This is a genomic window from Halalkalibacillus halophilus DSM 18494 (assembly GCF_000423105.1).
Taxonomy (GTDB): Bacteria; Bacillota; Bacilli; order Bacillales; family Alkalibacillaceae; genus Halalkalibacillus; species Halalkalibacillus halophilus.
In genome coordinates this window covers 232,607-258,850 of the sequence record NZ_AUHI01000004.1, presented here as the reverse complement: position 1 = coordinate 258,850, position 26,244 = coordinate 232,607, and the positions used below count along the sequence as shown (strand labels likewise).

Genomic DNA, 26,244 nt, shown 5'->3' with positions numbered 1-26,244 from the left:
ATTGCATTCATTATTATATTACATTACCATTCCACCGTCCACATGAATAGTTTGTCCAGTCACATAATTTGCATCATCAGTAGCTAAAAATCTTACCACCTTTGCAACATCTTCTGGTTCCCCTAATCGGTTCAATGGAATCATATCATACATTTGGTCTTTAGCTTCTTCCGAAAGCCCTTCTGTCATATCTGTTGAAATAAAACCCGGTGCTACAGCATTAACATTAATATTTCTAGCTGCTAATTCTTTTGCAACAGACTTAGTCATACCTATGACACCAGCTTTTGCGGCTACATAATTTACTTGTCCAGGGTTTCCTGTCACACCGACAACGGAGGCTAAGTTAATTATTTTCCCACTTCTTTGTTTCATCATTTGACGAGTAACACCCTTGATACAGTTAAACACGCCTTTTAAGTTGGTATCAATAACTTCATCAAATTCTTCTTCTTTCATACGCATTAATAAATTATCACGTGTAATTCCAGCATTGTTAACTAAAATGTCAACCGAACCGAAAGTATCAACCGTTGTTTTTATTAAATCTTTAACTTCCGTCGAGTCAGCAACATTCGCTTGAATGGAAATAGCGTTATCTCCATTCCCCATAGCTTTAATTTCTTCTACTACTGCATCTGCTTTATCTTTACTACCCGAATAGTTAACAACTACATTTGCCCCTTGTTTACCAAGCTCCATTGCTATCGCTCTACCAATTCCTCTAGAAGCTCCTGTCACAAGGGCGGTTTTACCATTTAACATGAAGAGTCCTCCTTACGTGATTCTAAAAATGTATGATATTGTTCAACATCTTGCAAAGCGTTCACTTGCGCTCTTCTATTAACCTTTTTCACTAACCCTGAAAGCACTTTACCATTTCCAACTTCTAAAAATTGATCAATAGATTGAGCGTTCATATTTTCAAGGGTTTGAGTAAATTGAACAGGTGAGTACAATTGCCTTAATAATAATTCTCTAATTTCTTGTTTATCTTGAACTGGTTTAGCCGTGACATTAGCATACACTGGAACTTTTGCATCTGCTAGTTGTAATTGGTCTAATACACCTTTGAATGCCTCGCTTGCAGGTTCCATTAAACGCGAATGGAATGGTCCACTAACATTTAGTGGTAAGACACGTTTCGCTCCTGCTTCCTTTAATTTAGAAGAAGCTACTTCCACACCGGTTGCAGAACCAGATATGACAATTTGACCTGGACAATTGTAGTTAGCAACATCCACGACATGTCCTGTTTGATTAACTTCTTTTAACGTATTTTCAATCAAATCATCTGAAGCCCCAAGCACCGCTGCCATAGAACCTTCACCAGTAGGCACAGCTTCTTCCATAAGTTTTCCTCGCTTATGAACAGTTGCTAAGGCATCTTCAAAAGAAATTGCTTCTGCAGCGTATAAAGCACTATATTCTCCTAAGCTATGACCAGCAACTACACTCGGGTTAATTCCATCTTGTTTTAATAAATCAACGATTACAGCACTAGTTAAGAATAAAGCAGGTTGAGCATTCTCCGTTTTAGTTAAAGCTTCTTCAGGTCCATTGAATATAATGTCACTTAAAGAATAACCAAGAACTTCATCGGCTTGTTCAAACATACGAGGGACCTGGCTATAGTTATCGTAAAATGACTTTCCCATTCCAACTACTTGAGACCCTTGTCCAGGGAATAAAAATGCTAATTTACTCATTTATGAACCCTGCCTTTCATTTAACTGTTCTACTTCAGCCTCTATTAATTTGACAACATCTTTTTCAACCAAGTGATACGTTTGCTTAATTGCACTAAAGACTGCTTGTGCGTTTGAAGAACCGTGAGCTTTAATAACAGGAGAACGAAGTCCAAATAACCCCGCTCCACCATACTCGGAATAATCCAATTGGTCTTTAATCCCTTTAAGGTCTGATTTCACCATAGCAGCTGCTAGCTTTGTTTTGGTGTTTTTTGTAAATGCACTTTTAAGCATAGAGAACATCGTTAAAGCAGTACCTTCAATAGATTTTAATGCGATGTTACCGCTAAATCCATCTGTTACAACAACATCAGCTACACCGTCTAATAAATCTCTTGCTTCTACATTTCCAATGAAATTGATTGGTGCTTGCTCCATTAGTTCAAATGCTTGTTTTGTAAGTTCTGAACCTTTTTGACTTTCTGTTCCCACATTAAGTAGGCCTACACGAGGGTTACGTATTTCACGTACATTTTCTACGTAAATCGAACCCATAATAGCATATTGTAGTAAGTGCTGTGGTTTAGCATCAACATTAGCCCCTACATCTAAAAGTAAAAAGCCTTTTCCGTCTATAGTAGGTAAAGTCGGACTTAGAGCAGGTCGGTCAATACCACTAATTCTACCCACTTTAAAAAGGCCCGCACTCATCAATGCCCCTGTATTACCTGCAGAGATACAAGCATCTGCCTTTTCTGTTTTAACTGCTTCTGCCATTAACACCATCGAAGCATTTTTCTTTTTGCGAACCACTCTTACTGGTTCGTCTTCATTCTCAATTTTTTCGGTTGTATGGTGAATATTTAATTTTGCAGAATTATTATTCAAAAATGGCTTAATTTTCTCTTCATCACCATATAGGGTAATTTCTAAATCTTTATAATGATCGAGAGCCAATAATGCACCTTTAACGATGGCTTCTGGAGCATGATCTCCTCCCATTGCATCAATTGCGATTTTCATTGCTGGAATCTCCCCTCTCTTCATCTGTAGAACGATACATATAAAAAGTACCTGAAAATACAATTTCTTGTTGGACAGAACTTTCAACGGTGACCACGGTTCGATGGTTTTCCTCTGTACTTATTACCTTCGCCTTTGCAATGACCCGTTCACCTAATTTGACTGGTCTATTGAAACTAATCTCTGAATTTGCCGTTAAAGCCAATTGATCATTTATTACTGCCACCGCTAAAGAATTCGCCTGAGCAAATAAGTGATGTCCTCTTGCTATTTGATTACGTGAGAAAACATGTTCCGTACCGATTTCTAAAAGTGAAATTGCTGATAGATCTAGTTGTAAATCAACTATATCCCCAATCACTTCATCAATAGGTAAAGCTTTAACTGTTTCATCCCATTGTTGTTTTGCAACATATTTAATCCGTTCACGAAGCTCTGGAATAGCTAACTCTAGGCGGTCCAATCGAATGGTTTGAATACTTACTTTAAACCGCTTAGATAATTCTTCGTCTGTTATAAACGGCTCTTCTTCAATCATCTTTTTTAAATTTTCCTGACGTTCTGACTTTTTCAGTTTCATTGCTTACACCATCCGTTTTATGACTAGGTCCTAATAGTAATATATAATACGTTTGTAGAAGATGCAATTATTAATCAAAAATTCGTTCTTGTAAATACGGATCATTTTCAAGCATTTCCTTTATCAGAACATAATTTTTGTCTTTGTTTAATAAGTCTTTTTTCATAATCTCAACTGCATCTTTTCTCGCAACTTCAAGAGCACGATAATCTTCTACCAAATCGGCAACCTTAAACTCCGGTAATCCACTCTGTTTTTTTCCAAAGAAATCACCGGGTCCTCTAATTTTTAAGTCATGCTCAGACAATTCAAACCCATCGTTCGTTTCTGTCATGACTTGCATGCGTTCTTTCCCGTTTTCCGATTTTGGATCAGCTAACAAAATACAATAGCTTTGAGTGTGTCCTCTTCCAACTCGTCCGCGAAGTTGATGTAATTGGGCTAATCCAAACCTTTCTGCATCATAAATAACCATAAGTGAAGCATTTGGTACGTTTACACCAACTTCTATAACAGTTGTAGAAACCAATACTTGAATTTCGTTATTTGCAAATGCGCGCATCATATCGTCTTTCTCATCGGACTTTAATCGTCCATGCATTAGCCCTACTTTAATATGACCTGGCATCCTCTCTCCTAAATCATTATATACATCTACTGCATTTTGAATGTCTAATTGATCAGATTCCTCAATTAATGGACAAATAATATACGATTGATGGCCTTTTTCTGCCTCTTTAACAATAAATTGATGAACACGTTCAAGCATGTTTTCTTTCACCCAATATGTTTCAACTGGCAAACGACCTTTAGGCATTTCATCAATCACTGATACATCCATATCGCCAAATGATGTAATGGATAATGTCCTCGGTATAGGCGTTGCTGTCATAAATAAAACATCAGGTGTTAGTCCTTTATCTCGTAATTGTTTTCTCTGAGCAACGCCAAAACGATGCTGTTCATCCACAATCACAATACCTAATTGATGAAAGTGAGTATCAGGTTGAATTAAAGCATGAGTACCTACTAGTAAATCAATTTCACCGGCCACCAAACGCTCTAAAATAGCCTGTCGCTTTTTCCCTTTTATAGAACCTGTAAGTAATTCTATGTTTAACTGTACTCCAAATATTTCGCTTAGTGATTCTACGTGTTGTTCAGCTAATATTTCTGTCGGCACCATTAGTGCACCTTGTTGACCAGATAATTTTGTTGCGTAAATACCTAAAGCAGCAACAACCGTTTTGCCTGAACCAACATCTCCTTGTAATAGACGATTCATTCGCTGTTCACTGGAGAGGTCTGATAGAATTTCATCATTTACACGTTTTTGGCTTGGGGTTAAATCAAAAGGTAAGGATTTGATAAAGCCAGATACCAACTCATTTGTGAAAACCTTTTTTGAACCCTCCGTTTTTTCTTTTTCAACCTGTCTAATCCATTGCATTTTTAGTTGGAAAAGTAGTAATTCCTCGTAAATAAACCGCCTTTTTGCATGTTTTAAGGCATATTTATTTTCCGGGCGATGCATTGTGTGAATGGCTTCCTGACGCCCAGGTAGTTTGTAATTATGTAAATAATCCGGGGGTAACATTTCTTTTACTTCAGGCAATGCTGCTTTTAAAGAATAAGCAATCATTTTTTTGATCATCGGGTTAGTTAACGAACCCTTCGTTGAATAAACTGGTTCAATGTATTCCGCTTCATCAAATGTTTCCCGGTGAAACTTATGCACCGTTAATTGTAACCTGTGCATATCCCATTTTCCTGTTAAAGTCACTGTTTTACCCATCGTTAATTGATCTTTTAAAAATGCTTGATTGAAAAAAACGGCTTTTACTGCAACTAACCCGACTTGAATCGTACACGTTAATCTATTTTTCTTCTTACCAAAATAGCTAACATGAGGTTCTGTTGCGACTTCACCTTCAATCGATGCGACTTCGTCATGTGCAATTTCTTGTAAGGATTTCAATTCTAAAAAGTCATAACGAAAAGGAAAGTGGAAGAGTAAATCCTCCACTTTCCTAATGTTTAATAATTCAAGTTGTTCTTTCGTTTTCTCACCTACGCTTGGAATTTCACTTACTGATTGTTCTAACACATCGATCACTCACTTCCTAAAGCCGGCCCGAATACTTTTTTAGCTAGTTCTCTACCTGTTGGTGTTGCTGCAAGTCCACCCTCACCAGTTTCCTTTAGAGCAGGAGACATGCTTTGACCGATTTTAAACATCGCTCCAATTACTTCATCACAAGGTATTCTGCTCGTTACCCCAGCTAATGACATATCAGCTGAAACAATCGCTTGCGAGGAGCCCATCGCATTTCTTTTTACACATGGAACTTCCACCAAGCCTGCTACTGGGTCACAAACAAGTCCAAGCATGTTTTTAAGTGTAATTGCCATTGCTTCTGCCGATTGTTGCGGTGTGCCACCAGCTAGTTCTACTGCAGCAGCACTCGCCATTCCTGCTGCTGAACCAACTTCTGCTTGGCAGCCACCAGCCGCGCCTGATATAGAGGCATTGTTTGCTATAACTTGACCAAAAGCACCTGATGTGAATAAGAATCTAATCATCTGATCGCGTGTTGGATTGAGTCTTGGTTTCAATCCGAATAATACGCCAGGAACACAACCTGCACTTCCAGCAGTTGGCGTCGCGCAAATTGTTCCCATCGCAGCATTTACTTCATTTGTTGCAACCGCTTTACTAATAACATCTAATATTAGGTTTCCTGACAGGCTTTCATGTTCCTCCATATATTTACGAAGTAATACCGCGTCTCCACCAGTTAAACCAGAACGAGATTCTACACCTTCCAGTCCTTCTTCTACTGCTTTTTCCATTACATCTAAATTTCTTCCCATTTCTGCAAAAATTTCTTCACGAGGTTTATCCGTTTCCTTTACCTCTTGACGAATCATTACTTCAGAAATAGGGATTCCTTCTGTTTCAGCAAGCTCTATTAATTCACTAACATTTTTAAACATACAAATCACCCCTCTATTGACCTATTCTGAAATCGTAACGACCTGTAATATATGCTCACAATCCTTTAATTCTTCCATAGCTACTTCAGGTATTCTACCGTCTGTTTCAATTACCATCATGGCTTCTTGACCTGCTTCTTTACGTGCAACTTCCATATGACCGATATTGATTTCATATTGCGCTAACACCTTAGTTACAGCTGCAATTGCGCCATAGCGGTCGTTGTGCATAACTAATATTGCAGGGGACTCTCCAGTTAATCGAAGTTCAAAGCCATTCAACTCGGTGATCTCTGCTTTTCCTCCACCAATAGATATACCTACTAATTCAAACTCGCCCGTTTCATCGCCAAGCTTAATTCTTGCTGTGTTTGGATGATCGGAGGACCCTTCCTCTTCAATAAAATCTACTTCCATACCTGCTTCCTTAGCGTAATCAAAAGCTTCTTTTATTCGCTCGTCATACGTATCAAAATTTAATAAGCCACCAACGATTGCCACATCTGTTCCATGACCTTGATATGTTTTAGCGAAAGAACCATACAAATGAACTTTAGCCCATTGTGGAGGTCTTCCGTATAATTGTCTTGCCATTTTACCAATTCTTGCTGCACCAGCAGTATGAGAACTTGATGGACCAATCATTACCGGCCCTATTATGTCAAATACGGATCTGAATTTCATAACAAGCACCACCTTCATCATTCTACTTCCATTTTATCGTGAAATCACTAAAATTCCAACAACTATCGCTTGAAGAACAAACATATTTGATATCAAGTAACGAAATAGCTATAATATTGCATGGGTTTCATACCTGGGAGGGCGAGGGCTATTTTGTAAAGAAGGAGTTTCATGTTAGATAAAAAGCAAAAATGGTCAAACGAAATTATTGCAGGAATCATTGGCTATTTAACCACCGTATACATCGTTGTGGTAAATAGCACCATCTTGAGTGATGCAGGTATTGACCGAGAAGATGCAATGATCGCTACGATCCTTGCAAGCACAGTTGGGTGTTTGTTAATGGGATTCTGGGCAAGAGTTCCAATCATCGTTATTCCTGGAATGGGAGTCAACGCTTTATTTGCCTACTCTATTGTGCAGCAATATGACTTCACCTATTCTCAAGGTTTAGGAGTCGTTATTGTAGCAGGATCGATCTTTTTAATCACAGCTATTACCCCATTGGGTGAAATATTTAAAAAAGCGATTCCCGATGCATTGAAGCATGGAATCACCATTGGGTTAGGCCTTTTTCTAGTATTAATTGGACTTGAAAATGGTAACGTCATTGTAAGTGGAGAGTATTCCATTATCGAATTAGGTGACTTTTCATCACCTGCTGTTATTGTGAGTTTGTTATCGTTATTAGTTGGAATCATTTTATTTATGAAGAATGTACCAGCCAACTTTTTGATTACGATGGTAATTGGAACAGGAATCGCTTATGTGTTCGGTGTCCTTGATACAGAACCAACTTCCATTACAGTTGATGGTGTAAGTGACTTGTTTGTTCTTCCAACCTTTGATCATATGTGGCAAATTACATTCTGGATAGCAGTTTTACCGCTTGCGATTGTTTTAATCTTTGAAAGTATGGGGTTATTACATGGACAGCTAGAAATGCTAGACCAACATGAAAAGTTCAACAAAGCTAATAAAAGTACTGCTATGTCATCTCTGCTTAGTGGGTTTTTCGGTACATCGCCGACAATACCAGCTGCAGAAACAGCGGCAGTGATCACAGCAAAAGCCAAAACAGGTCTGACAAGTGTGGTTATAGGGATTTTATTCTTAGCTACATTCTTTATCATCCCATATATATCGTTAGTGCCAGCAAGCGCTATCAGTCCAATATTAATTATTGTTGGTGTTTTGATGATGCAAAGCATTAAGCACATACAAGTAGATGACCTTACAGAAGCATTCCCTACATTTTTAATTATGTTTATGATTCCATTCACCTATTCTATCGCAGATGGTATGGCGTTTGGCTTTATAGCCTATCCAATTGTTAAAATCTTTGCAAATAGAAAGAGTGAAGTTACTCCGTTGCTATTATTTATCTCTTTCTTGTTCCTATTAGAATTTATTTTTAAAGCAATCATGTAAACGAATTAAAAAACACGCAATTCTTATCCTTGTCTTTACTATTTATAAAGACAAAGACAAGAATTTGCGTGTTTTTTTGGTGGTATTAACAAAAATAATTCGGCCTGGATCAACATCAGGCCGATCAGTTATTATTCAACAGAGAAAATAAAGGAATAAATTGGTTGATTACCTTGATGAACTTCTACTTCTATTTCATCAAAATTCTTTTCAATAAATACTTCTATTTGTTCAACTTCATCTTCTGAGGACTCTTCCCCTTGAAGGATAGTAATAATCTCATCTTCAGAGTCGTCGATTAGATTCTCTAATAACTCATAGATCGCTTTCATTTTATCGGGGTTAACTGCTTTAATCGCCCCATCTAGAATACCCATGAAATTACCTTCTTCAATTTCGCGACCATCAATCTGCGTATTTCTAATTGCATAAGTCACTTGACCAGTTTTAACATCGTCCATAGCTGCCGTCATTGCCTCGTGGTTTGTATGCAAATCAGTGTCAAAGTTAAGTGCTAACATTGCGCTCATTCCTTGAGGCACTGTTTTCGTTGGAACAACTTTTACTTCGCATTCCACTAGGTCTTGTGCTTGTTCAGCAGCCATCACAATGTTTTTGTTGTTTGGTAAAACAAGTACGTTTTCAGCGTGTGCTTCATTAATTGCTTCTACAATATCTTGAGTACTTGGATTCATCGTTTGTCCACCTTCAATAACTATTGCTGCTCCAAGGCTTTCAAACATCTCCTTAATTCCGCTTCCCATTCCAACAGTTACAACTGCAAGTTTCTGTTTCACTTCAGTTTTTTGATTAGGTTGATTTGATTCACGATTTTCACCTATAAGTGAAGTGTGTTGCTCTCGCATATTTTCGATTTTCATATTAATTAAACTACCGTACTTCTGACCAATCGTCATTACTTCTCCTGGGTATTCTGCGTGTATATGTACCTTAACCACATCTTCATCAGATACTACTAATAAAGAATCTCCATGGTTACTTAATTCTTGACGATAAGCTTCTTCATCAAAAGGGTTATCCTTTAATTTATCATTTTCAAATTTAACCATAAACTCCGTGCAGTAGCCAAATTCAATGTCTTCTGTGTCCATAAAGTCTTGATGCATTTTGTGATGTTCCGTGCTAACTAAATCCTCTAGATTAGGTGTTTTCTTTTCAGGGAGTTCTTCGCCTTTTAAAGCACTTAAAAATCCTTCATAAACAGTTACAAGACCTTGTCCACCACTATCAACCACTCCAACTTCTTTTAAAACTGGGAGTAGGTCAGGCGTTCTTTCTAGCGATTCTTTTGCTTCATTTAGGACTTTCTCCATGAAAGGAATCAACTCATCTGTTGTTTTAGCTGCTTCCACACCAAAATTAGCCGCATCTTTTGCTACGGTTAAAATAGTCCCTTCAACTGGTTTCATCACAGCTTTATAAGCCGTTTCCACACCTGCTTGCAATGCATTTGCAAACTCTGTTGTGTTCACTTTTTCGTATTCTTTCACGTGCTTAGAAAATCCGCGGAAAAGTTGAGAAAGAATGACTCCTGAATTACCTCTTGCACCCATTAATAACCCTTTTGCTAGTGCTCCGGAAACCTCTCCAATGTGGTCTTCAGTTAATTTCTCAACTTCCGTAGCACCAGATGTCATCGTTAGGTTCATATTTGTCCCTGTATCTCCATCAGGAACCGGAAATACGTTTAAGCTATCAATCATATCTGATTGGCTTGATAAATGATTTGCTCCTAATAAAACCATCTCAGCAAACCGCTTACCATTTAATTCATGTTTTGACACGTTGCCTTCCTCCTCTAAACTACAAGTCATTATTAATTTGTTACTCGTACCCCGTGAATATATATATTAACGGACACCACATCTAGCCCTACCATCTTCTTCAGAGCATATTTAACTTGATTTTGAACATTATGAGCTACTTCTGAAACTTTTGTGCCATAGCTTACGATGATATACATATCAATCATTAGATCATCGTCTTCTTGCCTTACAACCACACCTTTAGTGAAATTCTCCTTACCTAATATTTCCGATAAGCCATCTTTTATTTGTTTTCTAGAAGCCATTCCTACAATTCCATAGCATTCCATTGCAGCTCCGCCAGCAATAGTTGATACTACTTCTTTGGTTATCGACACGTTTCCATATTGATTATGAAATTCAATCGTCATAATGATCCTCCTCGTAACTAGCTATAACTATGGATATTTTACTACAACCATTCACATTTTAAAAGGTTATCGGTAGAAGTTCTGGCTGTCAAGATAAAATTCTTGATAGAAATGCACTTGTTAGGATTGAAATGCTATTTACCATATGATAAAGTATAAAAGTATCTAAATTAAGAGATTAAGATTAAGCAGGAGGGATTACTAATGGCTCGTAAATGCCAAGTTACTGGACGTAAAACATCTACTGGTAACCATCGTTCTCACGCAATGAACGCTAATAAACGTAAATGGAAATCTAACGTACAAAAAGTGCGTATTATGGTAGACGGTAAACCAAAGCGTGTTTATGTTTCTACACGTGCTCTAAAATCTGGTAAAGTAGAACGCGTATAATTAGTTTTCTGTTACACATGCACGTATAAAAAGCTGTCTCGTAAGTTAAATAACTTACGAGACAGCTTTTTAATTTTGTGCTATTTACTAAACATCCCCATAAAAGCACGAACCATTCCACCCAGAAACTTTGGAAGCTTGATCGTATAGAATTTCATCTTCCCCCTCCTAGAAAAAACCTATCAGTATTCAAATGAGTCTAAATTAATTTATTGCTCAATCTCGACTCTTTATAACTAATAGTATGCCACTAGAAAATGAATAAGTACCATTTTTTCCTGTCCACTCATTTGAGATGGTTAAAGATGACCCAAAAACGATATCTTTAGAAGACAAATCATACTTCAAGTCTTTCACTGTAAAATTAGCAACAAGTTCTGTCATGGAAAGGAATGATATATACGAAAAACGTGGGTCAAACTTAATTATGTGCGTTCCCGGATGTTTAAGTGTAAGTTCGTTATCCTTGTTACAAATCCAAGATTCTATACTATTTTGATCGAATTGATGAGTAAGTTGCATATTCATCCAAGCATGGTCCAACCTTCCGCCAGTTGCACCAAAAATATATACAAGTGAAGGCTCTAAATCTATAACATAAGAAATAGCTAATTCTAGGTCTGTCTGATCCTTTTCAACAGCAACTTTTTTTACAACATCTGTTTGTCTTTTAATCCGATTAAATTCAGCTTGAGTTACTGAATCAAAGTCCCCGATTGCGACCTCAAGCGATTGGTCAGAATCTAAAATATATAAGCAACCCTCATCCACTCCAACCCAAGTAGTAACCGTCTTATAAGCATTTAAATCCGGTAATTCTTCTTTAGGTCCTCCGGCAACAATTCCGATTGTAGTCATTTTCTTACTCCGACTGAGAGCTTTCACGAATCTGTTCAATAGCCTTTATACGATCTTCCTTATTAAAAATAGCACTTCCTGCTACAAGCACATCAGCTCCTGCCTCGACACATAAAGCAGCTGTCGATTCATTCACGCCTCCATCAATTTCAATCTCAAAATCAAATCCAAATTCATCTCTTATTTCTGCCAATTTCTCAATCTTCGAAATAGCGGAATGGATGAACGACTGACCACCAAATCCAGGGTTAACTGTCATAATTAATACAAGATCTATATCTTGCAATATCGGTTCAATGGATTCTACCGGAGTTGCAGGATTAATTACTACACCCGGCTTCGCTCCCTCGTTTCTAATCAATTGAATGACACGATGTAAATGTGGACAAGCTTCTTGGTGCACAGTAATTATATCTGCGCCAGCTTTAACAAAAGCAGGTATATAGTTCTCAGGGTTTTCTATCATTAAATGTACATCTAACGGCAAGTCAGTTACTGGCCGTATCGCATCTACAATTAATGGACCAATTGTTATATTTGGAACAAAATGACCATCCATCACATCTACATGGATATAATCAACGTTACTTTCGACTGCTTTAATTTCTTCACCTAATTTAGAAAAATCAGCTGATAAGATCGAAGGTGCTATTTTAACCATTATTAATACCTCGGCTTTCTATTTTTTATTTCTTCGTGAAACAATTGATAATGTTTATACCGAAAAGATTCTATTTCCCCTGTTTCTAATGCATCTTTTACAGCACATTTTGGTTCATTAATATGGAAACAACCTCTAAATTTACAATGTTCAGAGATTCTCTCAAATTCGATGAATGTTTCTCTTAACTCCTCGAGAGTTAGTTCTGCAAAATCTAACGAACTAAAACCAGGGGTATCTACAATAAAGCCACCTAGTAATTGATATAGTTCCACATGTCTAGTGGTATGCTTTCCTCTACCTAAACTTTTAGAAATATCCGCCGTTTCAATATTTAGGTCTGGTTCGATCCGGTTTAAAAGGGTAGATTTTCCTACCCCTGATTGTCCAGCAATTACACAAACTCTGTTTTTTACAATAGACTCCAGTGATTGTACTAACAAATCAGGTTCGGTTGAAGTTTCAATAACTTGATATCCAATCTTTTCATATGCATCTTTATAATAGTTTGCATGCTCGGAAATTTTAGAAGATGCCAGGTCTTTTTTCGTAAACAATATTACCGGCTCAATTCTTTTCGATTCTGCTAAAACGAGAAAACGATCAAGTAAAATAGGGTTTAATTCAGGCTCTGTAATTGACTGTACAATTAGAGCATGATCTATGTTTGCAACAGGAGGTCTAACTAATTCATTCGTTCGCTCTAGAACATGCTGAATCATCCCTGTAGAAGCTTGGGGGCTATCTAAATCTAGTTCTACAATATCTCCTACAAGTGGTGTAACTTGCTTCTTGCGGAAAAGACCCCTTCCTTTACAGCGAATAATTCGGTCATCTAGTTGTACATCATAAAAACCGCTTAGAGCACGAATGATTTTTCCTTTTAACATGCATGCAACCCCTTCATTAATCGTAATCAATCGTTTCTTGTTGGTACACTTCCCCATCTCTTAATACGCGATAGGAAGCAGATTCTTCTGGTTCAATTGTTACTTCAAAAGTATACGTTGTATCTTCAAAGATCGTATCTTCGAAGGCAGGCTCGTTCATGTCATTTTCCATATCATCAATAAAGATTTGAACTTCTTGGCCCTGTGGTTCGCTTTCTTCGGATTCTTCTTCAGATTCTTCCTCGGAGTCTTCATCTGATTCTTCATCCTCTGCGGTATCTTCGTCTAAGTCATCGTTGTATTCAACTGTTAAAGAGATTTCACGTGTTTGTGGTTGAAGGTCGGGGCCTTCCGACACATAAATAGTTACATTCTCGCCTTCTTGTAACTCCGTATTAGGACTAGGGTTTTGTCTAATGATTCTGCCTTCAGGTACTTCATCTGAATTCTCCTCATTTATGGACAAAGTTAGATTATTATCTCTAATATACTCTTGTACCGCTTCTAAAGACCAACCTGCAAAAGAGGATAAACTAACCGTTGGTGGTCCTAAACTAACATCAAAAATAACTCTTGTTTCTTCAGGAATGATTTCCTCACCCGGGTCCGGTTGAACTTGTCCGATGATTTCTCCTTCAGGTCGGTCAGATTCTCTTCCATAGGAAATAACTTCTCTATATCCGTTTGATTCTAAATAACGACGTGTTTCTTCAAAATCACTTCCAATATAATCTGGAAATTCAATTTTCTCTTGACCCAAACTAGTGACAAGAGTAACTAATGACCCTTCCTTTACTGAAGAATTAGCTCTAGGACTAGATCTTAGAACATATCCTTCTTCCATTTCGTCAGAGAATACAGAATCCCTTTCCACTTCAAGGCCTAGGTTAGATAGCTCCGTCACAGCTTCTTCATATGTATACCCTTCCATATCAGGAACTGTTACATCGTTAGGCATAAATAACCCCGGCAATACAAATAACGCTATCACAATCGAAGCGATTGCAAGTATAATACCTGAAGTAACAAAAGCAATCCACTTCTTAGACTTCTTAGGTGGACGGTCTTCTTTATTATGTTTATTCATTAGCAGCGTTTCCTCTTTATTCGTAGAGGTGAATTGTGCTTGATCTTTAATTGCAGGGATTGCCTTGGTTTCTTCCCCTACTTCCACAGGAGGTACGTATCTTGCCTCATCACTGCGATCAGCGTGTAAAACCGTTTGTAAATCCGCTTCTAACTCATCTATCGTCTGATAACGATGTAAAGGGTTCTTCACCGTTGATTTTAAAACCACGTTTTCTACACTTTGAGGAATACTTTCATCAAAACTTCTGACAAAAGGTGTGTCTGTTTGCATATGCTTTAAAGCAACCGAAACAGCAGATTCACCAGAAAAAGGCATTCTTCCAGTAAGCAATTCATAAAAAACTATACCTAAGGAGTATATATCTGACTTCTTAGTAGCTACTCCTCCACGGGCTTGTTCAGGCGATAGGTAATGAACACTCCCCATTACATCATTCGTTTTCGTAAATGAAGTGGAGCTTAAAGCTCTAGCAATTCCAAAATCGGTAATCTTAACTGCTCCGGTTTGGTTCATTAAGATATTTTGTGGTTTGATATCTCGGTGAATGATTCCGTTATCATGGGCATGGTTAATCGCATCCGTAAGTTGAAGCATTATTGCAACTGCTTCTTGAGTCGAAACAGATCCTTTATGATGGATATATTCCTTCAGTGTCATCCCGTCAATATATTCCATCACCATGTAATAGGTTTCATCTTCTTTTCCAACGTCAAATATATTTACTATATGGTCATTGGACAAACTAATTGCTGATTCAGCTTCTCTTCTGAACCTTTCAATAAACTCTGCATTATTAGAGTACTCTGGTTTCAGAACTTTCAAGGCAACCTCTCGATTTAAAATTAAATCTTCCCCAAGGTAAACATTGGCCATTCCTCCGCCACCTATGTAACGAATGATCTTATAACGTTCATTTAGCACAGTACCTAAAATCATAAGGTGTCACCTTCATTTTCCTCAGAAGCAAAATTAACTAAAGCGACCGTTATATTATCTTCTCCTCCACGATGGTTTGCCTGGTAAAGAAGGTTTTGGACTTTTTCTTCATCCGTTTCGAAGTTTTGATACGTCGAAAGCAGATCAGAATCTGATAATTTATTCGTCAATCCATCTGTACAAAGCACACATACTGCTCCTGTTTGCCATACAAAGGTTGTAGTATCTACCTTTATAGTTTGGTCGGTACCAATTGCTCTAGTTAATATATTTTTCCTTGGATGCTCTTCTGCTTCTTCCTTGGTAATTTGTCCTTGTAAAACAAGTTCATTAACAAAGGAATGATCTTCTGTAATTTGTTCGATCGTTTCATCCGTAATATAATACAGCCGACTGTCGCCGATATGTGAAACAACAACAAAACGGTCAATAACAATCATAGCAAGTAGTGTCGTGCCCATTCCTGAACACTCTTGATTATTTTTAGAGTATGTTAAAATCGTCTCATTAACTTTTGCAAATGCATTTTCCAGCCATTCCTTAGCTAAGATTACATCTGTAAAAGAAGTTGAATTTTCCCACATTTGCTGTAGACCTTCTACCGCTAATTTACTAGCTACATCCCCTGAGTTATGTCCTCCCATTCCATCTGCAACTACAGCTAATAATTGATTCGATTGATTATGAAACACACCACCATAATCTTCATTAGCCTTGCGAACCTTTCCTTGATCCGTTCGAAAAACTGCATGCATGAAACGTTGCACCTCACTTTAGGTAATTATTATTTATCTTACTTCTTCTTTTGCAATCTTGTAATAAAAAATCCATCTGCATCAAAATCTTGCGGGAAGATTTGTATTCCATATTCCGAAATCCCAATTAATTCCTTACACACACTAGGTAACTCTTCAAAAAAGGATGGGTCCACTTCTACTTGTTCTTCATTTACAAGCTGCTTAATCTGTTCTTCATTTTCTTGTTTATTAACCGTACATGTGCTATAAACTATTTTACCATGTTGTTTCATTAATGGAAGTACAGCTTGTAATAAATCTTGTTGTACAATTGCTAAGCCGTCTAAATCCGATTTATGCTTATTGTATTTTATATCAGGTTTACTTCTCAATACTCCTAAGCCAGAACAAGGCGCGTCTAATAAGATCCGGTCGAAAGTTTCCTTATCATACGTTTCATGAAGTTTTCTTGCGTCAAGTGCACTTGCTTGGATGGATGATAACCCTAGTTCATCAGCCTTTTCAGAAACTAGTTTGATTTTTTTAGCGTGCAAGTCATGGGCATGTATGGTTCCTTTATCGTTCATCTTTTCTGCTATATGAGTAGTTTTACCACCGGGGGCACTGCATGAATCTAATACCGTATCAGTTTCTTCTAATCCCATCATTTCTGTAACTAGCATGGATGTTTCATCTTGAATCGAGAAATGATTTGGAAAATAGGAGCTGTATATCACATTTCCTTTTGTTACAATGAGCCCTTGATCAGATAAATTAGACTGTTTTGTTTCAATACCTTCTTCAAGAAGTAACTCTTGCATCGTTTCTCTTGACTGCTTTAATATATTTACTCGGATGGATACATTTTTGTGCCTAATATTCGAATGGCACATTTCCTCCGTCAAGTCAAAACCGTATTGCTCCGACCACATTCGTACTAACCAAAAAGGATGACTAGTAGCGATCGATAGTTTTTCTAATTGGTTATCAATGTTATCTAGAGATGGAACTCCTTTTCGTTGCATACTTCTTAATACGCCATTTACGAAACCACTAATACCTTTATGCCCTTTTCGTTTAGATATAGTGACAGCTTCGTTTATTACAGCGTGATCAGGAACGCGATCCAAATACTCCATCTGATAAACAGACATCCTTAATAACCAGCGAACCCAACGGTCTAGCTTTTTATTTGTTATAAATGGTTCCAAATAAAAATCAAGAGTGTATTGGTGCTGCAGTGTTCCATAAACTAACTCAGTAAGAAGCCCTTTGTCATTTTGCTTCAAATCATTTTTAATCACAGCTTGGTTTAGAATAATATGACTAAAGCCACCCTGTTCTCCAACTTGAACTAATATTTTTAATGTTATTTCCCTTACAGTCGCTTGACTCATACTCTCACCCTAACTGTTCCCCAATTTGAAAATACTCCTTGGAACCTCTTAAGAAATCTTTTGCTAACATTCTTTTTTTGCCAGAGGGTTGGATTTCAATTAATTTTATTAATTTTTGATCTCCCGTAGCAACTAAGATCCCGTCTTCTTCAATCGACACAATCGTTCCCCCTTTTTCCGAGGTAGTCGCTGAAGTCTTTTCCACCCACCATAGTTTTAAAGTTTGGTCTTGATACGTCGTATATGCAACTGGCCATGGATGAAGCCCTCTGACATGGTTGTAAATATGTTGTTGTGAATCATTCCAGTTTACCATTTCCTGTTCACGTGTAATATTTTTTGCGTACGTAACGAAAGATTCATTTTGTTGAACTGGCGAAATTTCTTTAGAGAATAGTTTAGGTAATACTTTCAACAATAAATCAGAACCAGCCTGAGATAATTTATCATGTACGGATCCGACGTGATCCTTCTCTTCTATAGGAACGGTTACTTGTTCAATAACATCACCTGCATCGAGTGCCTTAACCATATACATAATAGATACACCTGTTTTATCTTTTCCATCTATTATAGCGTAATGAATAGGAGCTCCTCCCCTATATTCTGGTAGTAAGGAAGCGTGCACATTAATACAACCATATGGTGGATGCGTCAAGATTGCCTCAGGTAAAATTTGGCCATAGGCAGCTGTAATGATAAGGTCTGGTTCGTAAGATAATATTGCTTCATAATCCTCCCTGATTTTTTCAGGCTGAAGCACTGGTAGGTCATAATCTAAAGCGCATGACTTTACAGGGGAAGGTGTGAGTTTTCTTTTTCTTCCCTTAGGTCGATCTGGCTGGGTAACTACTGCCACTACGTGAAAGTCTGAGTCTATTAAATTCTTTAAAATAGGGACACTAAAGTCTGGTGTTCCCATAAAAACGATACGTTTACTCATATATTTACTTCCTTTACATAAAATAATTAGGTTCAAAATCAATTGTAATTTGAATTTCATTTTGATTGATTTGTTTCTGAAAATGTTTTAATACTTCTCGGAGTGCTAAATCAACTTCTCGTTTTTCTTTATATTTAATCATACATTGGTACCTGTAGCGATTTTTAATTCGTAGCATTGGTGACGGAGAAGGCCCTAATAAAATAGCTTCTTTGGACAAATTACCACCTAAAATATTGGCAATTTGTTGAGAAACCTCAACCACTTTCACGTGATTTTCATGATTTATATTCACAAGCACCATAAAATAATATGGCGGATATCCAAACCGTTTTCTAAGTTGCATTTCTTTATGAAAAAAAGCTTCGTAATCATAGTCTTTTGCAAGCGTGACAGAATAGTGTTCTGGTGTATACGTTTGTATAACTACTTCCCCTGGTAATTCATGTCTCCCAGCGCGCCCACTTACTTGAGTTAATAATTGAAAAGAATTTTCCGATGCTCTAAAATCCGGAAGATGGAGCATAGAGTCCGCTGCAATTACCCCTACTAGAGTAACATTCTCAAAATCTAACCCTTTTGCAATCATCTGTGTACCTAATAGTATATCCGCTTCTTTATTCGCAAATCGATCAAGCAGTTTTTCATGGGACCCTTTCCTACTTGTAGTATCAACATCCATTCGAATGACTCTTGCTTGTTCAAATTGTACTTTTAAAGCTTCTTCTACTTTCTGTGTCCCTGTTCCGAAGAAGCGAATGGCATCACTTTGACAAGATGGGCATTGTTTCGGCATAGGGCGTTCTGCTGCACAGTAATGACATTTTAATAAATTTTTTGTTTGATGATAGGTCATGGATATATCACAATTTTCACATTGAATTGTTTCTCCACATTCTCTACACATCACAAATGTAGAATATCCTCGTCGATTAAGCATCAATACTACTTGCTCATTTCGCTCTAAACGTTTATTAATCTGCTCGGTTAAGCTTTCAGAGAATATAGAGCGATTTCCAGCCTCTAACTCTTTACGCATATCTACGATTTCCATGTCAGGTAATGCTCTATTATTCACTCTGTTAGAAAGAGAAAGAAGTTGATAAACCCCTTTAAGAGAGCGAGCGTAAGTTTCTAAAGTGGGTGTAGCACTGCCGAGTACAACTGGGCAATTATGGTATTCACCACGGTATTTTGCAACTTCTCTAGCATGATATTTTGGATAGTCTTCTTGTTTATAAGTGTTTTCATGTTCTTCATCAATAATTATAATTCCAAGTTTTTTAAAAGGAGCAAAAACTGCTGAACGTGCACCAACCACCACTTTTACTTCTTGCCGATGAATTTTTCTCCATTCATCGTATTTTTCTCCCACAGATAAGCCACTATGCAATACTGCAACGTCATCACCAAACCTGGACTTAAATCGATTGACCATTTGAGGTGTGAGAGAAATTTCTGGCACTAATACGATCGCTTCTTCCTCTTTATTTAAAACGCGCTGAATAGACTGTAGGTATACTTCAGTCTTACCACTCCCTGTAACACCATGCAATAAGAACATTTGGTGTTTTTCATCTTCAATGGACTGATGAATAGGCTGAATAACTTCTTGTTGTTGCTTCGTTAATGATAATGGAGTAGTTTTCTCAAACTTTTTTTGGAATGGGTCTCTATATACTTCTTTCTCTTCCTTACGTACAATTCCTTTTTTTAAAAGGGAGTTAACGGTTGCGCGAGTTGTATTCATCTTATTTAATAAAGTATTTAGCTTTACAGGTGCATCTTGGTCTATTAAATATTCCAATATTTGCGTCTGTTTCTTAGCGCGTTTCCCCATATCCTCTATGGTTTCTAAAGCAGCTTGTTCTGTGATATTCAGGTCGATATATGTATTCGTCTTAACTTTTTCTTTCCCTTTGACTACATACTTTACCTCTACCATCTGTTGATCAATCATTTGTTTAACTTCTTTTACAGGTATAGTACTTTGTTCAAGGTCTTCAAAAGGAAAGACTTCTCTACCTTGAGCTACTTGTTGCCATGCTTCTGGGTATTCATCGATCTCATCTAAAAGCCATAATTCCTTTTCATAAGAAGCTTTAAAGGCAGCAGGTAACATCGCTTGCAGTGCTGAAACTCGAAAACATAAAGTTTCTTCTTGTAACCACTTTGAAAGGGAGATTAATTCTTTCGTTAAAAGTGGCGTAACATCCATTACTGATTCAATAGGTTTTAGTTTGTTGTGATCGCTATTGCTTGAGAGCCCCACAACAAAACCCATTACCTTACGAGGTCCAAATGGAATGATGACACGCACTCCAGGTTTCACAATTGTCGATAACTCTTCTGGTATTTCGTAGTCAAAAATGGAATCAATTGCGCTTGATGCAACGTCTACAACGATATTGGCTATTTTCACAAACGTTCACCTTTCAGTTGTTCAGAAATAAAAAGTAAAATTTCTTCAGATATTTGTTTCTTCGAAGCAGTTGGAATAACTTTTTCTTTCCCGTCATTGGTTATAAGGTGAACAGCATTTTCATCCGATTTAAATCCGCTTGTTGGTTCACTAATATCATTAATTGCAATTAAGTCTAAGTTTTTCTTAACTAATTTTTCTTTACCATAATGTACTAAATCACTTGTCTCTGCTGCGAATCCTACTAAATACTGAGATGTCTTACTTTCACCTAATGTTTTCAAAATATCTTGGGTTCTCTCCATTTCAATTGAGAGATCCCCCTCTTTCTTTTTCAACTTATCCTTTAAACTTTCTTTAGGACGATAATCTGCAACAGCCGCCGCTTTGATAATAATATCTTGGAAAGAATAATGGTCCATTACTGCTTGGTACATTTCTTCAGCAGATGTAGTATAGATTGTCTCAACACCTGATACTTGTTTTAATTCTACAGGACCACTTATTAAAGTAACTTCTGCACCAAGTTCCTTTGATACTTCTGCAAGCGCATATCCCATTTTGCCGGAGGAACGATTAGTAAAATATCTGACTGCATCAACACTTTCAATTGTTGGCCCCGCAGTTATTAAAATTTTCTTACCTTTTAATGGTTGCTGTTTAAAAAAATCCTTCTCAATCACGCGTATAATATTCTCGGGTTCTTCTAATCTGCCTTTTCCTACATATCCGCAGGCCAAATAACCATCCCCAGGCTCAATAAAACGATAACCATACTGTTCAAGTGTTTGCAGGTTTTCTTTCACTGCAGGATGGTCATACATATGAACATTCATAGCAGGTGCAACATAAACTGGAGCTGTAGTTGCAAGAAGTGTGGTTGACAACATATCATCTGCTAAACCATTTGCAACCTTCCCGAGTAAGTTGGCTGTCGCAGGTGCAAGAATAACTAAGTCTGCCCAATCAGCTAAATCGATATGTGCTACCTTTTGAGGATTTTTTTCATCAAAAGCATCTGTATAGACTGGATTTCTTGATAAAGCTTGAAAAGTTAAAGGTTGTACAAATGCGGTAGATCCCTCTGTCATCACTACTTTCACTTCTGCCCCTTGTTGAACAAGTTTACTTGTTAGTGCACAAGCCTTATAAGCCGCAATTCCACCGGATACACCTAGTAATATCTTTTTATTAGTCAACATGATTACGCCTCCGATTAATCATTTCACGCCTCTTGTTTTGGGTTTGTCATTATAATAGCATTCTTTTTCCTTGTAGAAAAAAACAACCCGTCACCAGGTTGTTTTTTCTCACATGCTCATTAGTCTAATTGTTCGACGTTCTCAAGACCTGCTACATTTAATTTGTCATCAATAATTTCCTCTAACGCAATACCTACGTTTTTACTTGACTTATATTTCTCAAGTAAGTAGTTTTCTTCTTCATGAATTTCTCTTGCACGCTTGGCAGCAGTAATAACTATAGCGTATTTTGAATCGATTTTTGTCAAGAGATTGTCTACTGATGGTTCAAGAATCATATCAAATCACTCCCTAGTGCTATTTTATATTGTTTGGAAATTCTTTCTCTTTTACAATGTTCACTCGTAACAATTGCTTGAATACGATCTACTGCTAACTGCACTTGATCATTAACCACTACATAATCATATGCATCCATCATATCAATTTCTTTTTTAGCTTCTAATAATCGATTTCGAACTAAATCTTCTGATTCAGTTCCTCTATTAATAATTCTGTTTTTTAATTCTTCTAAACTTGGAGGGAATAAAAATATAAATACACCCTCTGGGAAGTTATCTTTTACTTGTAAAGCCCCTTGAACTTCAATCTCTAAAAAGACATCTTTTCCTTGATTTAAAGTTTCTTGGACATACGCTTTAGGTGTTCCATAATAATTCCCTACATATTCAGCATACTCGATAAATTCATCTTGTTCAATCATTGTACTTACTTCCTCTTTAGATTTAAAGAAGTAATCTACACCATTAACTTCCCCTTCTCGAGGATTTCTAGTTGTTACTGAAATGGAGTATTGCAGTTCTGGGTCTTGTTCGAATAAAGTTTTTCTTACAGTTCCTTTGCCGACCCCGGAAGGACCTGAGAGTATAAATAAAATTCCTTTTTCGCCTTTCACTACAGTTCCTCCTAGTTATCGATGTTCATATCTTCATTTACCACTCGCTGTCCAACCGTTTCTGGCTGTACTGCTGATAAAATAACGTGGTCGCTATCTGTTACAATGACAGCTCTTGTTCGTCTTCCATATGTAGCGTCTACTAACTTATTTTTATCACGGGCGACCGTAATAATTCGTTTAATCGGGGCTGATTCGGGTGACACAATCGAGATAATTCTATTGGCTGATACAACATTACCAAACCCGATATTAATTAATTTCAAGTTCATTTATTATTCCCCTAACTATTGATTATTAATATTCTATACAAATGATAAAAACTTCCCATTGCATAGCAATAAGTCTATTATAGTCTAAATACCTTCATTAACTCAAATATTATTCTATATTTTGCACTTGTTCTTTTACTTTCTCTATTTCACTCTTTAATGCTACCGTAATCTCACTAATTTGTTCATGAAAAGATTTAGACCCAATTGTGTTGGTCTCTCTTAATAGTTCTTGCGTAAGAAAGTCTAGTCGTCTACCTATTGCTGACTCTGTTTCAAGCAGATTCTCCATTTGTTTCAGATGAGACTCAAGACGTATGATTTCTTCACTAATATCCCCTTTATCAACAAGATGGGCAACTTCTTGTGCAAGTCTATTCTCATCTACACCATCAGAACCTGCAAGCTCCTTGACTCTTTCAGATAGTTTTTCATGATACAGATTTTTTAATTGAGGTTGTTGATCGGTAAGTTTCTTTACATAAGAATACATGAAACTTAAACGATTTAAAACATCTGTATATAATGATTCCCCTTCATCTTTACGCATTTTTAAGGCACGCTGAAGCGTTTCACGCAAAGTCTTTACAATGAGATCTTTTAAATGAGGGTCAATGGATTTTTCCGTCTCGGTTATCCATATTCCTTCCATTGTAATTAATTGATTTATATTTAAATCCCCGGTGACAGTAGTGTTCGCTTTAATTGATTCCACGTGCTCCAAATATTGATTTAACAAACTCCAATTAACTTTTACTTCTTCACCATGCATTGCTTCCCCAACTAATTTAATGTCTATTTCTATACGACCACGATAAAAGAACTCTTTAATACAAGACTTTATTTCGTCTTCAAATGCATATAATTGCCTTGGAATTCTAAATAAATAGTCTAGGTAACGATGATTAACCGTCCGAACTTCAACTTCGACTGTTGTTTCCTTATATGTATTTGTAGATTGACCATATCCTGTCATGCTATTAACCATATAACCACTACCCTTACCAATAGATAATCCTTATATTCTTTTTCTATTGTCGCACTATAAGTAACTTGATTTCAATACATAGCCTTACAACCTATCATCATTTAAATGCTTCATGCTATACTATCAATGAATGAGGTGATGAACATGCCATTTGATGGAATAGTAACTCGGGCAGTAACAGAAGAACTTAATACACTACTTACTGGTGGTAGAATACAGAAGATTTATCAACCAACAGACAGTGAGATTATTATTACAGTAAGAAATAAAGGAAAAAATCATTCTTTATTGATATCTAACCACGCAACTTATGCAAGGACCCATTTAACCAGCCAAAAATTCACAAACCCTAAAGAGCCTCCGATGTATTGTATGGTTTTACGTAAATACTTAGCATCTGGTTATGTAGAAAAGGTAGAACAAGTAGAAATGGAGCGAATCATTCACTTGTCTGTTAGAAGTAAAGATGAAATTGGCGATGAAAATAACAAGAAGCTAATTATTGAAATCATGGGTAAACACAGTAATGCAATATTAGTCGACCCAGAACGTAACGTGATTTTAGACAGCTTAAAACATATCAGCCCTGCTCAAAATAGACACCGCTCAATTTTACCTGGGCAAACATATGTCGCACCACCTGAACAAGGCAAATTCAATCCGGTTGAACTTGAACCCTCTACCTTTATAAAAAAATTGGATTTTAATCAAGGGAAAATGGGCAAGCAAATGTTGAATCTATTAATGGGTTGTTCTCCTATTGTGACGAATAATCTAGCTGAACAAGCATATCTTGGATCCGAATCGACATATAAAGAGGTTTTCGAAAAGTTTCAATCACAACTAATAAACCATGACTATCAACCTTCGATTATAAAAGGTGATAAAGAAGATTTTCACGTAATTCCATTTTCAAATTCACAAGACGCAAAGCATTTTGACACCGTAAATGAAATGTTAGACACTTTTTACTATGGCAAGGCTGAAAGAGATCGCATTAAGAATCAAACGTATGATTTAATGCGCATGCTTAAAAATGAACGAGACAAGAATGAACGTAAAATAAAAAAGCAATTAACGACACTTAAAAAAGCCGAAAAAGCTGATGAATACCAGAAAAAAGGTGAGCTTTTAACAGCCCATATGCATTTAGTAAACCATGGAGATTCCAAAGTGGAAGTGATGGATTATTATGATCCCAATCAAAATAACTTAAGCATCGATCTCAATCCGAATAAAACACCCAGCGAAAATGCACAAAGCTATTTCAAACAATATCAAAAACTTAAGAAATCTAAACAAGTAGTAGAAGTAGAAATTGAAAAAGCCAAAAAAGAAATCGAATATTTAGAACGCATCATACAACAATTAGAACAGGCAAGAGAAGTTGATGTAGCAGATATTCGCGAAGAGTTAGAAGAAGAAGGGTATGTCAAACAAAAACAGAAGGGATCGAAAAAGAAGAAGAAAAAGATGCTCTCTCCTGATTATTATACGTCAACAGATGGTACAGAAATTATTGTTGGTAGAAATAATAAACAAAATGAGTTTGTCACCACAAGATTAGCTAATAAAGAAGACTATTGGCTTCACGCAAAAGATATACCTGGTTCTCATGTGCTGATTCGGTCAAATAAACCTTCTGAAGAAACGATTTTAGAAGCAGCTATGATTGGGGCTTACTATAGCAAAGCAAAATTATCTGCTTCTGTGCCAGTAGATTACACATTAGTGAAACATGTGAAGAAGCCAAACGGAGCAAAGCCTGGTTATGTTATTTATGAGCAACAACAAACGGTATTCGTCACGCCAGACGGAGATAAAATTGAAGCACTTCACAAAAAGGATACGACACAATAAACAGCATAGAATAATTGAGGCTGGGACAATTTCTTTT

26 protein-coding genes are annotated in these 26,244 nt (G+C 36.9%); 3 read left to right on the top strand and 23 right to left on the bottom strand.

Translation table 11 applies throughout. The features are described 5' to 3' along the window. Window positions 1–18 precede the first annotated feature (18 nt). The 7 genes from fabG to sdaAB form a co-directional block, all read right to left on the bottom strand. Entirely contained in the window at window positions 19–765 is a 747-nt protein-coding gene (fabG, locus tag G532_RS0101305; protein WP_027963157.1) for a 3-oxoacyl-[acyl-carrier-protein] reductase, read from the bottom strand. Next, window positions 759–1,709: an ACP S-malonyltransferase gene (fabD, locus tag G532_RS0101300; RefSeq protein WP_027963156.1), complete on the bottom strand. Its 951-nt coding sequence runs from the start codon at window positions 1,707–1,709 to the stop codon at window positions 759–761. The genes fabG and fabD overlap by 7 nt, the downstream gene beginning before the upstream one ends. Beyond that, window positions 1,710–2,714 carry a phosphate acyltransferase PlsX gene (plsX, locus tag G532_RS0101295; RefSeq protein ID WP_027963155.1) on the bottom strand — a complete coding sequence of 335 codons (1,005 nt, stop codon included), beginning with the start codon at window positions 2,712–2,714 and terminating at the stop codon, window positions 1,710–1,712. It abuts the gene before it with no gap. Continuing rightward, on the bottom strand, window positions 2,698–3,294 hold the full coding sequence (gene fapR / locus G532_RS0101290) for a transcription factor FapR (protein WP_027963154.1): 597 nt from the start codon (window positions 3,292–3,294) through the stop codon (window positions 2,698–2,700). The genes plsX and fapR overlap by 17 nt, the downstream gene beginning before the upstream one ends. A gap of 70 nt (window positions 3,295–3,364) precedes the next feature. Next, window positions 3,365–5,401 carry an ATP-dependent DNA helicase RecG gene (gene recG, locus G532_RS0101285; RefSeq protein ID WP_035512409.1) on the bottom strand — a complete coding sequence of 679 codons (2,037 nt, stop codon included), beginning with the start codon at window positions 5,399–5,401 and terminating at the stop codon, window positions 3,365–3,367. 5 nt (window positions 5,402–5,406) lie between these two features. Beyond that, entirely contained in the window at window positions 5,407–6,291 is an 885-nt protein-coding gene (gene sdaAA / locus G532_RS0101280; RefSeq protein ID WP_027963152.1) for an L-serine ammonia-lyase, iron-sulfur-dependent, subunit alpha, read from the bottom strand. Window positions 6,292–6,312: 21 nt separating this feature from the next. Beyond that, the gene (sdaAB, locus tag G532_RS0101275; RefSeq protein WP_027963151.1) at window positions 6,313–6,975 is read right to left on the bottom strand and encodes an L-serine ammonia-lyase, iron-sulfur-dependent subunit beta; all 663 of its coding nucleotides are present in this window, start codon (window positions 6,973–6,975) and stop codon (window positions 6,313–6,315) included. 171 nt (window positions 6,976–7,146) lie between these two features. On the opposite strand from sdaAB, the gene G532_RS0101270 reads away from it, so the two are divergent. Then, entirely contained in the window at window positions 7,147–8,406 is a 1,260-nt protein-coding gene (locus G532_RS0101270) for an NCS2 family permease (RefSeq protein ID WP_027963150.1), read from the top strand. Window positions 8,407–8,537: 131 nt separating this feature from the next. Here G532_RS0101270 and G532_RS0101265 read toward each other — a convergent pair whose 3' ends face one another. Both G532_RS0101265 and G532_RS0101260 read right to left on the bottom strand, forming a co-directional pair. Further along, the gene (locus G532_RS0101265; RefSeq protein WP_027963149.1) at window positions 8,538–10,211 is read right to left on the bottom strand and encodes a DAK2 domain-containing protein; all 1,674 of its coding nucleotides are present in this window, start codon (window positions 10,209–10,211) and stop codon (window positions 8,538–8,540) included. Window positions 10,212–10,243: 32 nt separating this feature from the next. Further along, a complete protein-coding gene (locus G532_RS0101260; RefSeq protein ID WP_027963148.1) occupies window positions 10,244–10,603 on the bottom strand; it encodes an Asp23/Gls24 family envelope stress response protein in 360 nt (119 codons plus the stop codon). A gap of 204 nt (window positions 10,604–10,807) precedes the next feature. On the opposite strand from G532_RS0101260, the gene rpmB reads away from it, so the two are divergent. After that, the gene (rpmB, locus tag G532_RS0101255; protein ID WP_027963147.1) at window positions 10,808–10,996 is read left to right on the top strand and encodes a 50S ribosomal protein L28; all 189 of its coding nucleotides are present in this window, start codon (window positions 10,808–10,810) and stop codon (window positions 10,994–10,996) included. A gap of 80 nt (window positions 10,997–11,076) precedes the next feature. Here rpmB and spoVM read toward each other — a convergent pair whose 3' ends face one another. From spoVM to G532_RS0101190, 14 genes are all read right to left on the bottom strand, one after another. Continuing rightward, entirely contained in the window at window positions 11,077–11,154 is a 78-nt protein-coding gene (spoVM, locus tag G532_RS15760; protein WP_084500491.1) for a stage V sporulation protein SpoVM, read from the bottom strand. A 58-nt stretch (window positions 11,155–11,212) separates the two neighbouring features. Continuing rightward, window positions 11,213–11,854: a thiamine diphosphokinase gene (locus G532_RS0101250; RefSeq protein WP_027963146.1), complete on the bottom strand. Its 642-nt coding sequence runs from the start codon at window positions 11,852–11,854 to the stop codon at window positions 11,213–11,215. 4 nt (window positions 11,855–11,858) lie between these two features. Next, entirely contained in the window at window positions 11,859–12,515 is a 657-nt protein-coding gene (gene rpe / locus G532_RS0101245) for a ribulose-phosphate 3-epimerase (RefSeq protein WP_027963145.1), read from the bottom strand. 2 nt (window positions 12,516–12,517) lie between these two features. Further along, a complete protein-coding gene (gene rsgA / locus G532_RS0101240; RefSeq protein WP_027963144.1) occupies window positions 12,518–13,405 on the bottom strand; it encodes a ribosome small subunit-dependent GTPase A in 888 nt (295 codons plus the stop codon). A gap of 16 nt (window positions 13,406–13,421) precedes the next feature. After that, a complete protein-coding gene (pknB, locus tag G532_RS0101235) occupies window positions 13,422–15,431 on the bottom strand; it encodes a Stk1 family PASTA domain-containing Ser/Thr kinase (RefSeq protein ID WP_027963143.1) in 2,010 nt (669 codons plus the stop codon). After that, window positions 15,428–16,186 (bottom strand): Stp1/IreP family PP2C-type Ser/Thr phosphatase, encoded by a 759-nt coding sequence (locus G532_RS0101230; protein WP_027963142.1) that lies wholly within the window; start codon window positions 16,184–16,186, stop codon window positions 15,428–15,430. Before G532_RS0101230 ends, pknB begins: the two co-directional genes overlap by 4 nt. Before the next feature lie 38 nt (window positions 16,187–16,224). Beyond that, on the bottom strand, window positions 16,225–17,565 hold the full coding sequence (gene rsmB / locus G532_RS0101225; RefSeq protein WP_027963141.1) for a 16S rRNA (cytosine(967)-C(5))-methyltransferase RsmB: 1,341 nt from the start codon (window positions 17,563–17,565) through the stop codon (window positions 16,225–16,227). A 4-nt stretch (window positions 17,566–17,569) separates the two neighbouring features. Then, entirely contained in the window at window positions 17,570–18,508 is a 939-nt protein-coding gene (gene fmt / locus G532_RS0101220) for a methionyl-tRNA formyltransferase (RefSeq protein WP_027963140.1), read from the bottom strand. A gap of 13 nt (window positions 18,509–18,521) precedes the next feature. Further along, complete coding sequence (priA, locus tag G532_RS0101215; protein WP_027963139.1) at window positions 18,522–20,930, bottom strand: primosomal protein N'; 2,409 nt, start codon at window positions 20,928–20,930, stop codon at window positions 18,522–18,524. Beyond that, complete coding sequence (coaBC, locus tag G532_RS0101210) at window positions 20,927–22,132, bottom strand: bifunctional phosphopantothenoylcysteine decarboxylase/phosphopantothenate--cysteine ligase CoaBC (protein ID WP_027963138.1); 1,206 nt, start codon at window positions 22,130–22,132, stop codon at window positions 20,927–20,929. The genes priA and coaBC overlap by 4 nt, the downstream gene beginning before the upstream one ends. A gap of 119 nt (window positions 22,133–22,251) precedes the next feature. Further along, on the bottom strand, window positions 22,252–22,470 hold the full coding sequence (rpoZ, locus tag G532_RS0101205) for a DNA-directed RNA polymerase subunit omega (RefSeq protein ID WP_027963137.1): 219 nt from the start codon (window positions 22,468–22,470) through the stop codon (window positions 22,252–22,254). Further along, on the bottom strand, window positions 22,467–23,087 hold the full coding sequence (gene gmk, locus G532_RS0101200) for a guanylate kinase (protein ID WP_027963136.1): 621 nt from the start codon (window positions 23,085–23,087) through the stop codon (window positions 22,467–22,469). The genes rpoZ and gmk overlap by 4 nt, the downstream gene beginning before the upstream one ends. Before the next feature lie 11 nt (window positions 23,088–23,098). Beyond that, the gene (gene remA / locus G532_RS0101195) at window positions 23,099–23,359 is read right to left on the bottom strand and encodes an extracellular matrix/biofilm regulator RemA (protein ID WP_027963135.1); all 261 of its coding nucleotides are present in this window, start codon (window positions 23,357–23,359) and stop codon (window positions 23,099–23,101) included. Between the two features lie 109 nt (window positions 23,360–23,468). Beyond that, a complete protein-coding gene (locus G532_RS0101190) occupies window positions 23,469–24,347 on the bottom strand; it encodes a YicC/YloC family endoribonuclease (protein ID WP_027963134.1) in 879 nt (292 codons plus the stop codon). 144 nt (window positions 24,348–24,491) lie between these two features. Between G532_RS0101190 and G532_RS0101185 the strand changes: the two genes are divergently transcribed. After that, a complete protein-coding gene (locus G532_RS0101185; RefSeq protein ID WP_027963133.1) occupies window positions 24,492–26,207 on the top strand; it encodes an Rqc2 family fibronectin-binding protein in 1,716 nt (571 codons plus the stop codon). Window positions 26,208–26,244: the final 37 nt, after the last annotated feature.

Bases quoted from the DNA above. Each gene is read 5' to 3' on its own strand.
- fabG (WP_027963157.1), bottom strand. From the start codon at position 765: ATGTTAAATGGTAAAACCGCCCTTGTGACAGGAGCTTCTAGAGGAATT.
- fabD (WP_027963156.1), bottom strand. From the start codon at position 1,709: ATGAGTAAATTAGCATTTTTATTCCCTGGACAAGGGTCTCAAGTAGTT.
- plsX (WP_027963155.1), bottom strand. From the start codon at position 2,714: ATGAAAATCGCAATTGATGCAATGGGAGGAGATCATGCTCCAGAAGCC.
- fapR (WP_027963154.1), bottom strand. From the start codon at position 3,294: ATGAAACTGAAAAAGTCAGAACGTCAGGAAAATTTAAAAAAGATGATT.
- sdaAA (WP_027963152.1), bottom strand. From the start codon at position 6,291: ATGTTTAAAAATGTTAGTGAATTAATAGAGCTTGCTGAAACAGAAGGA.
- sdaAB (WP_027963151.1), bottom strand. From the start codon at position 6,975: ATGAAATTCAGATCCGTATTTGACATAATAGGGCCGGTAATGATTGGT.
- G532_RS0101270 (WP_027963150.1), top strand. From the start codon at position 7,147: ATGTTAGATAAAAAGCAAAAATGGTCAAACGAAATTATTGCAGGAATC.
- G532_RS0101260 (WP_027963148.1), bottom strand. From the start codon at position 10,603: ATGACGATTGAATTTCATAATCAATATGGAAACGTGTCGATAACCAAA.
- rpmB (WP_027963147.1), top strand. From the start codon at position 10,808: ATGGCTCGTAAATGCCAAGTTACTGGACGTAAAACATCTACTGGTAAC.
- spoVM (WP_084500491.1), bottom strand. From the start codon at position 11,154: ATGAAATTCTATACGATCAAGCTTCCAAAGTTTCTGGGTGGAATGGTT.
- G532_RS0101250 (WP_027963146.1), bottom strand. From the start codon at position 11,854: ATGACTACAATCGGAATTGTTGCCGGAGGACCTAAAGAAGAATTACCG.
- rpe (WP_027963145.1), bottom strand. From the start codon at position 12,515: ATGGTTAAAATAGCACCTTCGATCTTATCAGCTGATTTTTCTAAATTA.
- rsgA (WP_027963144.1), bottom strand. From the start codon at position 13,405: ATGTTAAAAGGAAAAATCATTCGTGCTCTAAGCGGTTTTTATGATGTA.
- pknB (WP_027963143.1), bottom strand. From the start codon at position 15,431: ATGATTTTAGGTACTGTGCTAAATGAACGTTATAAGATCATTCGTTAC.
- G532_RS0101230 (WP_027963142.1), bottom strand. From the start codon at position 16,186: ATGCATGCAGTTTTTCGAACGGATCAAGGAAAGGTTCGCAAGGCTAAT.
- rsmB (WP_027963141.1), bottom strand. From the start codon at position 17,565: ATGAGTCAAGCGACTGTAAGGGAAATAACATTAAAAATATTAGTTCAA.
- fmt (WP_027963140.1), bottom strand. From the start codon at position 18,508: ATGAGTAAACGTATCGTTTTTATGGGAACACCAGACTTTAGTGTCCCT.
- coaBC (WP_027963138.1), bottom strand. From the start codon at position 22,132: ATGTTGACTAATAAAAAGATATTACTAGGTGTATCCGGTGGAATTGCG.
- rpoZ (WP_027963137.1), bottom strand. From the start codon at position 22,470: ATGATTCTTGAACCATCAGTAGACAATCTCTTGACAAAAATCGATTCA.
- remA (WP_027963135.1), bottom strand. From the start codon at position 23,359: ATGAACTTGAAATTAATTAATATCGGGTTTGGTAATGTTGTATCAGCC.
- G532_RS0101190 (WP_027963134.1), bottom strand. From the start codon at position 24,347: ATGGTTAATAGCATGACAGGATATGGTCAATCTACAAATACATATAAG.
- G532_RS0101185 (WP_027963133.1), top strand. From the start codon at position 24,492: ATGCCATTTGATGGAATAGTAACTCGGGCAGTAACAGAAGAACTTAAT.